General features: G+C 71.0%; 12 protein-coding genes. 5 read left to right on the forward strand and 7 right to left on the reverse strand.

What is annotated here, in order from left to right; genetic code table 11:
* Window positions 1–88 precede the first annotated feature (88 nt).
* Window positions 89–688: a TetR/AcrR family transcriptional regulator gene (locus L0984_RS02950; protein WP_234192261.1), complete on the forward strand. Its 600-nt coding sequence runs from the start codon at window positions 89–91 to the stop codon at window positions 686–688.
* A gap of 6 nt (window positions 689–694) precedes the next feature.
* Here L0984_RS02950 and L0984_RS02955 read toward each other — a convergent pair whose 3' ends face one another.
* From L0984_RS02955 to L0984_RS02965, 3 genes are all read right to left on the reverse strand, one after another.
* Complete coding sequence (locus tag L0984_RS02955) at window positions 695–1,732, reverse strand: 2-dehydropantoate 2-reductase (protein WP_234192262.1); 1,038 nt, start codon at window positions 1,730–1,732, stop codon at window positions 695–697.
* 43 nt (window positions 1,733–1,775) lie between these two features.
* A complete protein-coding gene (alaS, locus tag L0984_RS02960) occupies window positions 1,776–4,400 on the reverse strand; it encodes an alanine--tRNA ligase (protein WP_234192263.1) in 2,625 nt (874 codons plus the stop codon).
* Between the two features lie 99 nt (window positions 4,401–4,499).
* On the reverse strand, window positions 4,500–5,045 hold the full coding sequence (locus L0984_RS02965) for a 2'-5' RNA ligase family protein (protein ID WP_234192264.1): 546 nt from the start codon (window positions 5,043–5,045) through the stop codon (window positions 4,500–4,502).
* Window positions 5,046–5,194: 149 nt separating this feature from the next.
* Here L0984_RS02965 and L0984_RS02970 point away from each other — a divergent pair, with 149 nt between their 5' ends.
* The 4 genes from L0984_RS02970 (at window position 5,195) to L0984_RS02985 (ending at window position 8,056) form a co-directional block, all read left to right on the forward strand.
* Window positions 5,195–6,019, forward strand: a complete 825-nt coding sequence (locus L0984_RS02970; RefSeq protein WP_234192265.1) for a ferritin-like domain-containing protein — start codon at window positions 5,195–5,197, stop codon at window positions 6,017–6,019.
* 44 nt (window positions 6,020–6,063) lie between these two features.
* Complete coding sequence (gene nth / locus L0984_RS02975; RefSeq protein ID WP_234192266.1) at window positions 6,064–6,711, forward strand: endonuclease III; 648 nt, start codon at window positions 6,064–6,066, stop codon at window positions 6,709–6,711.
* Between the two features lie 71 nt (window positions 6,712–6,782).
* Complete coding sequence (locus tag L0984_RS02980) at window positions 6,783–7,538, forward strand: alpha/beta fold hydrolase (RefSeq protein ID WP_234192267.1); 756 nt, start codon at window positions 6,783–6,785, stop codon at window positions 7,536–7,538.
* Entirely contained in the window at window positions 7,535–8,056 is a 522-nt protein-coding gene (locus L0984_RS02985) for a nucleoside deaminase (RefSeq protein ID WP_234192268.1), read from the forward strand. The genes L0984_RS02980 and L0984_RS02985 overlap by 4 nt, the downstream gene beginning before the upstream one ends.
* Window positions 8,057–8,066: 10 nt before the next feature.
* On the opposite strand, the gene L0984_RS02990 is transcribed toward L0984_RS02985, so the two are convergent.
* The 4 genes from L0984_RS02990 to L0984_RS03005 form a co-directional block, all read right to left on the reverse strand.
* Window positions 8,067–8,654 (reverse strand): histidine phosphatase family protein, encoded by a 588-nt coding sequence (locus L0984_RS02990; protein ID WP_234192269.1) that lies wholly within the window; start codon window positions 8,652–8,654, stop codon window positions 8,067–8,069.
* On the reverse strand, window positions 8,639–9,436 hold the full coding sequence (locus tag L0984_RS02995) for an adenosylcobinamide-GDP ribazoletransferase (protein ID WP_234192270.1): 798 nt from the start codon (window positions 9,434–9,436) through the stop codon (window positions 8,639–8,641). The genes L0984_RS02990 and L0984_RS02995 overlap by 16 nt, the downstream gene beginning before the upstream one ends.
* A 7-nt stretch (window positions 9,437–9,443) precedes the next feature.
* On the reverse strand, window positions 9,444–10,511 hold the full coding sequence (cobT, locus tag L0984_RS03000) for a nicotinate-nucleotide--dimethylbenzimidazole phosphoribosyltransferase (protein ID WP_234192271.1): 1,068 nt from the start codon (window positions 10,509–10,511) through the stop codon (window positions 9,444–9,446).
* 271 nt (window positions 10,512–10,782) lie between these two features.
* Window positions 10,783–12,249 (reverse strand): cobyric acid synthase, encoded by a 1,467-nt coding sequence (locus L0984_RS03005; protein WP_234192272.1) that lies wholly within the window; start codon window positions 12,247–12,249, stop codon window positions 10,783–10,785.
* Window positions 12,250–12,337 lie beyond the last annotated feature (88 nt).

Raw genomic sequence — 12,337 nt, forward strand, 5'->3', positions numbered from 1 at the left:
AGGATGGAAGGTGGCCGCAGTAGACAGACCTGTCTACCAGGACGGTCGCACGATACTGCATGTAGACAGACCTGTCTACAATGGCGGCATGCCCTCCCCTGCCCCCCAGGATTCCGAGCTGCCTGCGCGCGACCGTATCCTCTCGACCGCCCACGACCTGTTCTACCGCGATGGCATCCGCGCCACCGGTGTCGACCGGCTGATCGCCGAGTCGGGCGTGGCCAAGCTCACCTTCTATCGGCACTTTCCGAGCAAGGATGCGCTGGTGCGTGCCTTCCTCGACCACCGGCATGCGCGATGGATGGCCTGGTTCATCGACGCGCTGGGCCGCCATGGAGCCAACGAGGCCGCGCACGGCAGCACACACCTCCTGCTGCTGGCCGACGTCCTGGACGAATGGTGCGCGCAGCCGGACTTCCGCGGCTGCGCCTTCATCAACACCGTGGTCGAACTGGCGCCGGCCCTGCCCGAGGCCGTGGCAGTGGCGCAGGTGCACAAGGCCGAGATGACGCAGGTGATCGCGCAACTGCTGCCGGAAGGGCCACTCCAGGGCCTGCTGGCCGATGCCGCGGCCCTGGCCTTCGACGGCGCCATCGTGCGGGCGCAGATGGCCACCGACGAAGCCGGACGGCAGGCGGCCGTCGCGACGCTGCGCGCCGTGCTGTCCGCACTGGTCGCGCGGCGCTGAGCGCCCTCAGAGCCCCAGCGCCTGGCGCAGTTCGGCTGAACCCAGGCGCGGCGGCGGCGCGGGCCAGCCGCCATCCATCAGCGCGACCATGCGCGCGTTGCGCGGCGCATCGAGGCCGTGGCCGCGGGCCAACCGGACCACGGCGCCGCACAGCGCATCGACCTCGGTCCGCCGGCCGAGCGCCACGTCGTCGGCCATGCTGGAGCGGGCCTTGGCGTCGACCTTGAGCATGGGCGCCGCCACGCGGCGGAACAGCCAGTCCGGCAGGCGCAGCAGCCCGGGCAACCGGCCGGGCGGCACGGCGGTCATCTGTGCGGGTTCGATGCCAGCGGCACGCAGCACCGCCAGCGCTTCGTCGATCAGCGCGGCGAAGCAGCGGCGGTAGCCGCGGTCCAGCAGCTCATCGCGCAGCGGCAGGCCCGAGAGCGCGTTGACGGGGTTGTTGAGGTTGAGCAGCAGCTTGCCCCACTGCACGCCGGCCATGTCGGCATGCAGGTCCAGCGGCAGACCGGCGGACTCGAACACCGGCACCCAGGCCCGCAGCGCCGCATCCTCCTGTGCTGCCAGCCGGCCCGGCGTGCCGCGGTGGTAGGCACCGGGCGCCAGCTCGGCGATGTTGTAGGGCACCATGCCCGGCAAGGCGCGCAGCGCAGGCGCGGCCGCCTGCACCACGCGGTCGTTGCCGATGCCGTTCTGAAGCGAGAGCACGGGCGTGCCGGCCGGCAGGCTCGCGGCCAGTTCGGCCGCCGCCTGCGCCGTGGCGCCGCCCTTGACCGTGAGCAGCACCAGCGACGGCCGCGAATCGGCGGGAACAGCCTCGGCCAGGCGCAACCGGGCTGCGACGACGACGCGGCGTGCGCCATCGCGATCGGTCAGCGTGAGGCCGTGGGCTGAGAGCGCCTCCATCACGCGCGGCCGGCCGATGAAGGTCACCGGTACGCCTGCGGCAGCCAGGCAACCGCCGACGTAGCAACCGACGGCGCCCGCGCCCATGACCAGCACCTCGCCCGGCACGGGCGGATGGGAAGCGAGCGGCACGTTCATTGAGCTTGAGCGAGCAATGCGGCTGCGCCGGCGCGGCCGCGGATCAGACCCGCTCCGCCACCCAGCCCTGCACCGAGGCCAGTGCCTTCGGCACGGCCGCGGCATCGGTGCCGCCGGCCATGGCCATGTCGGGCTTGCCGCCGCCCTTGCCGCCCACCTGCTGGGCGACGAAGTTGACCAGCTCGCCGGCCTTGGCCTTGGCCGTCAGGTCGGCGGTGACACCCGCGGCGATCTGCACCTTGGCGCCGTCGACGGCGGCCAGTACCACGATGGCGCTCTTGAGCTTGTTCTTGAGCTGGTCCATGGTGTCGCGCAGCGTCTTGGCGTCGGCACCGTCGAGCTTGGCGGCCAGCACCTTCACGCCCTTGACGTCCACCGCCGAGCCGGCCAGTTCGTCGCCCTGGCTGGAGGCCAGCTTGCCCTTGAGCGAACCGATCTCCTTCTCGAGCGCACGCACCTGGTCGAGCACCTGCGCCAGGCGCGGCTGCACCTCGGTGGCGGGCGTCTTGAGCGTGGCGGCCACGCTCTGCACGGTGCCTTCCAGGCCCTGCAGGTAGGCCAGCGCATTCAGGCCGGTGACGGCCTCGACGCGGCGCACGCCGGCGGCCACGCCCGATTCGCTGACGATCTTGAACAGGCCGATGTCGCCGGTGCGCTGCACATGGGTGCCGCCGCACAGCTCGCGACTGCTGCCGATGTCCAGCACGCGCACGGTCTCGCCGTACTTCTCGCCGAACAGCATCATGGCGCCGGTCTTCTGCGCTTCTTCCAGCGGCAGCACGCGGGCTTGCGTGGCGGCATTGGCCAGCACTTCGGCATTGACGCGCTGCTCGATCTCGGCGATCTGCACGGCGGTCACGGGCGCGTTGTGGGCGAAGTCGAAGCGGGTCTTGTCGGCATCGACCAGCGAGCCCTTCTGCTGCACGTGCGTGCCCAGCACTTCGCGCAGGGCCTTGTGCATCAGGTGGGTGACGCTGTGGTTGCGGGCGGTGGAGGCGCGGCGCTCGCCGTCGACGGCGGCCGTCACCGCATCGCCCACCTTGAGCGTGCCCTGCGTCTGCATGCCGTGGTGGCCGAACACGTCGGCCTTGATCTTCTGCGTGTCCTGCACGCCGAAGACGACGCCCTCGGCCGTGATCAGGCCCTGGTCGCCGACCTGGCCGCCGCTCTCGGCGTAGAAGGGCGTGGTGTCGAGCACCACGATGCCGGCCTGGCCGGTGGACAGCTGCTGCACGGCCGCGCCCTCGTGGTACAGCGCGACCACCTTGGCGGCCTCCTGCAGGTGCTCGTAGCCGGTGAAGACGTTGCCGGCGCCCGCGTACTCGACGGCGCGCTCCATCTTGAACTTGCCGGCAGCGCGGCCTGCGGCCTTCTGGCGCTCCATGGCGGCATCGAAGCCGGCCTCGTCGACCGTGACGTCGCGCTCGCGGCAGACGTCCTGTGTCAGGTCGAGAGGGAAGCCGTAGGTGTCGTGCAGCTTGAAGGCGACCTCGCCCGGCAGCGTCTTCTGACCGCCGGCCAGGGCCGTGTCCAGGATGTCCATGCCGTTGGCCAGCGTCTCGTAGAAGCGCTCTTCCTCGGCCTTGAGCGTGTCGGTGATGTGCTGGGCCTGGGCCTGCAGGCGCGGATAGGCCGCGCCCATCAGCGCGACCAGGTCGGCCACCAGCTTGTGGAAGAAGGGCTTCTTCTGGCCCAGCTTGTAGCCGTGGCGGATGGCGCGGCGGATGATGCGGCGCTGCACGTAGCCGCGGCCTTCGTTGCTGGGCACCACGCCGTCGCTCACCAGGAAGGAGGTGGCGCGGATGTGGTCGGCAATCACCTTGAGCGAGGGGTTGGCCAGGTCGGTGCAGCCGGTCTCGCGTGCGGCGGCCTTGATCAGCGCGTCGAAGAGGTCGATCTCGTAGTTGCTGTGCACGTGCTGCAGGATGGCCGCCAGGCGCTCCAGGCCCATGCCGGTGTCCACGCAGGGCGCGGGCAGCCTGACCACGCTGCCGTCTTCCTTCATGTCGAACTGCATGAACACGTGGTTCCAGATCTCGATGAAGCGGTCGCCGTCTTCCTCGGGGCTGCCCGGGGGGCCGCCGGGGATGTGCGCGCCGTGGTCGTAGAAGATCTCCGAGCAGGGACCGCAGGGGCCGGTGTCGGCCATCATCCAGAAGTTGTCGGACTTGTACTTGCCGCCCTTGTTGTCGCCGATGCGGATCACGCGCTCGGGCGGCAGGCCGATTTCCTTCGTCCAGATGTCGTAGGCCTCGTCGTCGTCGATGTAGACGGTGGCCAGCAGCTTCTCGGCCGGCAGCTTGAAGACCTGCGTCAGCAACTCCCAGCCCCACTTCAGCGACTCGCGCTTGAAATAGTCGCCGAAGCTCCAGTTGCCCAGCATCTCGAAGAAGGTGTGGTGGCGGGCGGTGTAGCCCACGTTCTCCAGGTCGTTGTGCTTGCCGCCGGCACGCAGGCAGGCCTGCACCGACGCGGCGCGGACGTAGGGCCGCTTGTCCTCGCCCAGGAACACGTCCTTGAACTGCACCATGCCCGAGTTGGTGAACATCAGCGTCGGGTCGTTGCCCGGCACCAGCGGGCTGGACGCGACCACGGTGTGGCCCTTGGATTCGAAGAAGTCGAGGAAGGTCTTGCGGATGTCCGCAACCGTGAAGGTGGGCTGGCTCATGTGGTGTGGTCGCTCTGTACCGCGGTGCGCCGCGGCTTGGGGGCGCCTGATGCAGGCCCCGATGGCCGGCCCAAGTGCCTGATTTCGCAGAACATTCGATTATAGGTTTGGGGGTATGGCCGACTCGCCCCGCAAGGGATAGCGGGCCAGCACCTCATGGTGCACCGGATGCGGGGGCAGCCAGGAGCGCACCAGCAGGAATTCGTCCACCGCCCAGTCGATGCCGCTGCCCTGCGGCGCTGCGGCCTCCCAGGCACGCCGCGCCAGGGTGATGTGGGGCGTCCAGGGCGGCGGCTGGGGAACCCAGGGGCGCAGCACCTCCGCCAGGTCGGCATGCAGCCGCATCAGGGCCGGGTGCGGCTCGGCCAGCAGCACCGCGACGCCGTTGTGCGTCCAGACGCGGGCACCGCCGAGATGCAGGTGCAGCGACGGGCCTTCGACGCCGGCCAGCGCCTGCCGGATGTCCGCGATCGCCACATCCGGCTGCGGGCCGAGCACCGCCATAGTCAGGTGCAGCCGGTGCGCCTTGGGCTGCCGGGCCGGCCTGGGCCAGTACCACTGCGCCCGGTGGCCGTCCAGGGCCTGCTGGACGGCCCACCCGGGCATCAGGAAGACGTACAGGATGGGTGGACGAGGATCGGTCATCGTGCGGTCAGCTGGATGGCAAGCGAATTGGGGCATCATCAGCCCGGGCTCGGGCGGTTCGTCACGATTTCCTACTGAAAGGAAACAGCAAAAGCCCTAGTGTGTCGGCTCGCCGGCACGGCGCCCGCCGAAGCCTGCAAGGAGAACCCATGCTGGATGTGCACACCAAACCGCACTGGACCCTGGACGACCTCGACTTCTCGCGCATCGACATCGACAAGGCGCGCGGCGACGACACCCTCTTCTACCTGGCCTGCTCGGCCTCCTTCATCGAGAGCGGCTCCGACCTCTACACCCGCAACCTGATCGACTATTTCGAGGGCGACGACGAGGTGGCCGGCTGGCTGCGCAGCCAGTGGGAGCCCGAAGAGCTGCAGCATGGCAGCGCCCTGCGCGCCTATGTCGAGCATGTGTGGCCCGACTTCGACTGGCAGCCTGCCTACGACGCCTTCCTGGCCGAATACGCCACCTACTGCAAGGTGGAGCTGCTGGCCCCCACGCGCGGCCTGGAGATGTCGGCCCGCTGCGTGGTCGAGACCGGCACCGCCACCTACTACAAGGCGCTGGCCCGCTTCACGCGCGAGCCGGTCTTCCACGACCTGGCCACGCGCATCGCGGCCGACGAGGTCAACCACTACAAGCATTTCTACCGCTACTACCGGCGCTACCGGGCGCAGGAACGGCTGGGCCGCATGCGCGTGTTCGGCACCGTGGCCCGCCGCACGCTGGAGCTCAAGAGCGAGGATGCCGACTGCGCCATCCGCCACATCGCGCCCGCCCGCGCGCCCAGCCAGGGCCATGATCCGCAGTACCTGCGCAAGGTCAGCCAGGACCTGAACCGCGTGATCCGCACGAACCTCGAGGTGGGCCCCACCCTCAAGATGCTGATGCGCCCGCTGGAGCTGCCACCCCGCGTGCAGGCGGCCATGCAGGTGCCGGTGGCCCAGTTCATGCAAAAGGTCTTCCTGCGCTGACCCTGCGCCCGAGCCGCGGGGCGGCGCCCCATAATCGCCGCCCCATGAAAGTCGCCGACATCGGTCCCTTCTTCGCCACGCTCCAGGCCGCCAATCCGGCGCCCGCCACCGAGCTGGAATACACCACCCCCTTCGAGCTGCTCGCCGCCGTGCTGCTGTCGGCCCAGGCCACCGACGTCGGCGTCAACAAGGCCACGCGCAAGCTCTACCCCGTGGCCAACACGCCGCAGGCCATTCTGGACCTGGGCCTCGAAGGCCTGGAGGTTTACATCAAGACCATCGGCCTGTACCGCAGCAAGGCCCGCCACCTGATGGAGACCTGCCGCATGCTGGTGGAGCAGCACGGCGGCGAGGTGCCGCGCAGCCGCGAGGCGCTGGAGGCGCTGCCGGGCGTGGGCCGCAAGACGGCCAACGTGGTGCTCAACGTGGCCTTCGGCGAGCCCACCATCGCGGTCGACACGCACATCTTCCGCGTCAGCAACCGCACCGGCCTGGCGCCGGGCAAGACGCCGCTGGCGGTGGAGCTCAAGCTGGGCAAGCGCGTGCCGGCCGAATACCGCCTACATGCCCACCACTGGCTGATCCTGCACGGCCGCTACGTCTGCGTGGCACGCAAGCCGCGCTGCTGGGAATGCGCCGTGGCGGCCTACTGCGACTTCAAGCCGAAGACGCCGGCGCCCGCCACGAAGTAGCCCGGCCGCTTGAAGATCCGACCGAGCCAGCGCGCCGCGTCCACATCGCCCCCAGCCCGACGACCGCCGCCATGACCCGCCACATCGTCCTCATCCACGGCGCCTGGCAAGGCGCCTGGGCCTTCGACGCCTGGCTGCCGCTGCTGCGCGAACGCGGCTGGCAACCGCATGCGGTGGACCTGCCGGGCAACGGCTGGCCGCCGCTGGGCGATGCGCCCGCCAGCCTCGACAGCTACACCGCCCATGTGGCGGGCGTGATCGACGCCCTGGGCGAGCCGGCCGTGGTGCTGGGCCACAGCGGTGGCGGCATCACCGCCTCGCAGGTGGCCGAGGCGCTGCCCGAGCGCGTGGCCGCCCTGGTCTACCTGGCCGGGATGATGCTGCCCTCGGGCGTAGGCTTCGGCGAACTGGTGCGGCAGGTGCATGCCGAACAGCCCGACCGCGACTTCTCCGGCATCACGCCCTGGCTGCAGTGGAACGCCGACCGCAGTGCCAGCCGCGTGCCCGCCGACGGCGCGCTGCGCTGCTTCGTCCACGACTGCGAGCCCGCTGCCGCCGCACAGGCCGCCGCGCTGCTGCGCCCGCAACCCGAAAGCGGACGCGCCATGATCAACCGGCTGAGCGCCGAACGCTTCGGCCGCGTGCCGCGCTTCTATGTGGAATGTCTGGACGACCGGTCCGTCTACCACCCATTGCAGGCGCGCATGCAGCAGCTCAGCCCCGGCGCCCACCGCCTCACCCTGCCCTGCGGCCATGTGCCGCAGCTGGCCGCCCCGCAGGCCCTGACCGACCTGCTGATGCCCGAACTCGAAGCCCTGCTGCCATGACCGACACCACGCCGACGACCTATCCGCCTCAGGGCCTCGCGCCCACGCACGAGCAGATCCTGCGCCACCTGCGCCGCTCCAACGACGTCGCGCGCCGCGCCATGGCGCTGGGCCACCATCCCTTCGGCGCGATCCTGGTCGGCCCGGACCAGGAGACGGTGCTGCTGGAGCAATGCAACATCGACACGGTCAACCATGCCGAGTCGACGCTGGCGCGCGTGGCGGCCACCAACTTCACGCCGGAGTTCCTGTGGAGCTGCACGCTCTACACCGCCGTGGAGCCCTGCTGCATGTGCGCCGGCACCGCCTACTGGGCCAACATCGGCCGCGTGGTGTTCGGCATGACCGAGCACCAGCTGCTCGAGGCCACGGGCGACCATGCCGAGAACCCGACGATGAGCGTGCCTTCGCGCTATGTCTTCGACCACTGCCAGAAGGCGGTCGAGCTGATCGGGCCGGTGCCGGAGATCGCGGCAGAGACGGTGGCGATGCAGAAGGCGTTCTGGGCGGGGCGCTGACGCCATTGGCTCAGCGCGCTGCCCACAGGGCGCATTGACCAAAGGCCACGGGGGTGGCCGGCCAGTCCGCCGCCGCGGCGATGCGTCGCCGGCCCTGGCCGATCAGATCGACCGCACGGATCACACCGGCATGGGTGATCCAGACTTCAGGCTGCCCCGCCTGCTGCCACGCGTCCCAGGCGGCGCCGACGCGGTTCAGGAAGCGGTGCACGCTCTCGCCGTGTAGGCCGGGTGGCGTCTCGCCGAAGTCGCGGGTCCATGCCTCCATGGCCTGCCGGCCGATGTCCGACCACAGGCGCCCCTCCCAGGCGCCGAAATCCATCTCCGCAAGACGGGGGTCGGTGCTCGGCACCAGGTCCGGACGCAGCGCATGGAGCGCAAGCGCCAGGTCCTGACAGCGACGGGCGGGCGAGCAGCGCAATGCCATACCCTGCGGCAGCCGCCGCGCCGCCTGCGCCGCGGCCTCCTGCGTGGCCACCGGGTCGGCCTCGACCTCGGTGACGCCGTAGCACAGGCCCGGCGCCACCCGCACGCGCGCATGCCGCATCAGCCACAGCGCGGGCAGCGCGCCCTCTGCATCGTTCACCACGGCCGCCATGCCAGCGCCAGGTAGATCGCCAGTTCGCACAGCTGCTGCGTAGCCCCCAGGCCGTCGCCCGTGAAGCCGCCGAGCCGGTGCCGCAGCAGGCGGAACATCCACGCCGTCGCGACTGCGCCCAGCAGCAGCGCGGCGAGCCCGTGCAGCAGGCCCTGGGCGGCCAGCAGCAACAGCGCGGCAGGCACGGACCAGGCCAGGCCCACCGTCAGCGCCCCAACGGGCAAGGCGTCGGCCAAAGGCTTGGACTTGGAGGTCGCGCTGTCGCCCACATGCGGCAGCGCGCGGATGATGAACAGGGGCGCCAGCCGCGACAGCACATGGGCCGCCAGCAGCGACGCCACGGCAGCCGCCGCGCCCTGCTCCGCCAGCGTGGCGAGCAGGGCCGCCTTGAGGCCCAGCGCCAGCACCAGCGCCAGCGCGCCGAAGCTGCCGATGCGCGAGTCCTTCATGATCTCCAGCGCGCGCTCGCGCTGCGACGAACCGCCCAGCCCATCGGCCGTATCGGCCAGCCCATCCTCATGGAAGCCGCCGGTGGTCCAGACCGTCACGGCCGTGGCCAGCATGGCGGCAGCCAGCGCGCCCATCGGACCCCGCAGGCCGGCGAGCCCCAGCGCGAACACCACGGCAGCGATCAGCCCGACCACCCAGCCGACGCCAGGAAAGTGCGCGGCGCTCGCCCGCAGCATCTGCGGGCTGTAGCCCACCCAGGCCGCCAGCCGGCCCGTGACCGGGATGCGCGTGAAGAACTGCAGCGCCAGCAGGAAGTGCCGCACGCCGTTCATGCGGGACTCATTCCGACTGGCGCGACACGCCGGCCGATTCGAAGCTGGCCATCTCGCCCAGGACGCGGCAGGCCGATTCGAGCAGCGGCCAGGCCAGCGCGGCGCCCGAGCCTTCGCCCAGGCGCAGGCCCAGGTCCAGCAAGGGCTGCAGGTTCAGCGCCTGCAGCAGGCGCGCATGTCCCGGCTCGGCCGAGCCGTGGGCCGCGACGCAGCGCTGCACCACCTGGGGCCGCAGGCCCTGCGCCACCAGCACGGCGGCACTGGCGATGAAGCCATCGACCACGATCACCCGCCGATCCTCGGCCGCCTGCAGCACGGCGCCCACCAGCGTGGCGATCTCGAAGCCACCGAAGGCGCACAGCGCAGCCAGCGGCCCCTGCGCATCCGCATGCAGCGCCAGCACCTGGCGCAGCACGGTGCGCTTGCGGGCCAGTCCTGCCGCATCGAGGCCGGTGCCGGGGCCGGTGCAGGCGTCGATGTCCGCACCCGTCAGCCGCGCCAGCAGCAGCGCGGCGGCCGAGCTGTTGCCGATGCCCATCTCCCCCAGCAGCAGCGCATTGCCGGGCAGGCCGCGCACCACCTCGCGGCCGTTGGCGAGGGCCTGGGCGCATTGCTGCGGGGTCATGGCGGGGCCCTGAGAGGCGTCCGCCGTGCCCGCGCCCAGGCGGCGCGACACAAGTCCAGGTGCCGCGTCGAAGGGCTGGCGTACGCCGCAGTCCACCACGGTGAGCGCCAGCCCGTGCTGACGGGCCAGCACGCTGACGGCCGCACCCCCGGCCAGGAAGTTGTGGACCATCTGCCAGGTCACATCGGCCGGATAGGCCGACACGCCCTGCTGCGCCAGGCCATGGTCTGCCGCGCAGACCAGCACCTGGGGCTGCTGCAGCGCGGGCGCAGCGCTGCCCAGGATCAGACCCAGGCGCAGCGCCAGGGCCTCCAGCCGGCCGAGGGCGCCCAGGGGCTTGGTCTTGTTGTCGATGGCCGCCTGCAGGCGTTCGGCCAGGGCGGCGTCGTGCAGGTCGGCGACGGGGGGCAGGTCGAGGTCCTGCGAGAGGGAGTCGGGAGAAAAGGTCATGTCGGTTTTGTGGAGGGCGACCGCCGCCAGTGGCTGCCGCCGGAACTCGGTGTTGCTCCCTCTCCCCTCGCGGAAGAGGGCTGGGGAGACGGCTGGGGAGGGGGGGTGACGGCGTTTGCACAGTGCAAGCTCGGCCCAGGCCCGCGCCCCCTCTCCCCAACCCCTCTCCCGCGAGGGGAGAGGGGCTCGTGCGTGTCGAGGGCTGCGAGGGTGCGCATGGTTCAGTGTGGGGTCGCGCAACGAGGAGTGCCGCGAAGGCTGCCCCGCCGGTTCACGGATCGATCAACCCGGCCAGCACGCCGGGTGCGAAGTGTCGGTCGATGTAGTCGGCCAATCCGTCGAAGGTGGCATCGAGCGTGGGCACCTGCGCGCCGAACAGCGCGCGCACCACGCCGGCATCCTCGAACAGGCCGTGCAGGTAGAGGCCCAGCACATTGCCCGCGGTGTTCTGCCAGCCCAGCTCATCGGCCAGCACGGGCCGGCCCTGCGCGGCCAGTTGCGGATGCGCGCCGGTCTGGCCATGGTGGATCTCGTAGCCTGCCAGCGGCACCTGCGCCAGCGCGGACCACGGACCGCTCACGGCCTCAAAGCGGGTGCGGCGCAGGCGCACGGTCTTCTCGCGCGCGAACACCGTGACCAGCGGCAGCAGGCCCAGGCCGGGCGCATTGCCGTCGATGCCATGCGGATCGACCAGCGCCTCGCCCAGCATCTGCAGGCCGCCGCAGATGCCCAGCACCCGGCCGCCCGCCGTGGCGTGCGCGGCGATGGCGCGGTCCAGGCCCTGGGCCCGCAGCCAGGCCAGGTCGCTGGCGGTGGCCTTGGAGCCGGGCAGCACGATCCAGTCGGCACCCGCCAGCGCCTCGGGCGTGCGCGCCCAGACGAGTCGCAGTCCCGGCACCTTCTTGAGCGGCTGGAATTCATCGAGATTGCTGATGCGCGGATAGGCGACGACGGCCACCGTGAGACCACCCGCCGAACGGTCGCCGCTGGGCCGGTCGTCGAACACGCCGTCTTCCTCGGGCAGGCCGTGCTGCCACCACATGGGCAGCGTGGCGACGGTGGGTACGCCGGTCAGGCCCTGCAGCTGCTCGGGCCCGGGTGCCAGCAGCGACGCGTCGCCGCGGAAGCGGTTGAGCACGAAGCCCGACAGGCGCGCACGATCAGCCTCGGGGATCAGCGCCCAGGTGCCGTAGAGATGGGCGAAGGCGCCGCCACGGTCGATGTCGGTGACCAGCAGGCAGCGCGCATCGGCATGGCAGGCCATGCGCAGGTTGACGATGTCGCTGGCCATCAGGTTGATCTCGGCGGGCGAGCCGGCGCCTTCGAGCACCACCACGTCGTGGTCGGCGGCCAGGCTGTCGAAGGCCTCGGCGATGCGCGGCCACACCATGGCACTGCGTTCGCGCCAGGGCGTGCGCGTCAGCGCCTCGTGCACCTCGCCCATCAGGATCACCTGGCTGGCGGTGTCGCGCTCGGGCTTGAGCAGCAGCGGGTTCATGCGCACGTCAGGCACGGCACGCGCGGCCAGGGCCTGGAAGTACTGGGCACTGCCGATCTCGCCGCCGTGGTCCGCGTCACTGCGGGCCGGCACCACGCGGGCGTTGTTGCTCATGTTCTGCGCCTTGAAGGGCGCCACCCGCAGGCCCTGCCGCGCATACCAGCGGCACAGCGCCGTCGCCAGCCAGCTCTTGCCGGCACCGCTGGTGGTGCCGAGGACCATCACGCAACGGGCGGCCATCAGCGGGGCGCGCCGTTCGAAGGGAATGTTCGGGGATGCAGTCGGTGGCGGGCGCAGGGCATCGAAAAATCATAGCTGCAGGCTGTTG

The sequence above is a fragment of the Pseudacidovorax sp. NFM-22 genome, assembly GCF_021401245.1.
GTDB lineage: Bacteria > Pseudomonadota > Gammaproteobacteria > Burkholderiales > Burkholderiaceae_C > Xenophilus.

Coding starts and splice junctions, on each gene's coding strand:
- L0984_RS02950 (WP_234192261.1), top strand. CDS start 89: ATGCCCTCCCCTGCCCCCCAGGATTCCGAGCTGCCTGCGCGCGACCGT.
- L0984_RS02955 (WP_234192262.1), bottom strand. CDS start 1,732: ATGAACGTGCCGCTCGCTTCCCATCCGCCCGTGCCGGGCGAGGTGCTG.
- alaS (WP_234192263.1), bottom strand. CDS start 4,400: ATGAGCCAGCCCACCTTCACGGTTGCGGACATCCGCAAGACCTTCCTC.
- L0984_RS02965 (WP_234192264.1), bottom strand. CDS start 5,045: ATGACCGATCCTCGTCCACCCATCCTGTACGTCTTCCTGATGCCCGGG.
- L0984_RS02970 (WP_234192265.1), top strand. CDS start 5,195: ATGCTGGATGTGCACACCAAACCGCACTGGACCCTGGACGACCTCGAC.
- nth (WP_234192266.1), top strand. CDS start 6,064: ATGAAAGTCGCCGACATCGGTCCCTTCTTCGCCACGCTCCAGGCCGCC.
- L0984_RS02980 (WP_234192267.1), top strand. CDS start 6,783: ATGACCCGCCACATCGTCCTCATCCACGGCGCCTGGCAAGGCGCCTGG.
- L0984_RS02985 (WP_234192268.1), top strand. CDS start 7,535: ATGACCGACACCACGCCGACGACCTATCCGCCTCAGGGCCTCGCGCCC.
- L0984_RS02990 (WP_234192269.1), bottom strand. CDS start 8,654: ATGGCGGCCGTGGTGAACGATGCAGAGGGCGCGCTGCCCGCGCTGTGG.
- L0984_RS02995 (WP_234192270.1), bottom strand. CDS start 9,436: ATGAACGGCGTGCGGCACTTCCTGCTGGCGCTGCAGTTCTTCACGCGC.
- cobT (WP_234192271.1), bottom strand. CDS start 10,511: ATGACCTTTTCTCCCGACTCCCTCTCGCAGGACCTCGACCTGCCCCCC.
- L0984_RS03005 (WP_234192272.1), bottom strand. CDS start 12,249: ATGGCCGCCCGTTGCGTGATGGTCCTCGGCACCACCAGCGGTGCCGGC.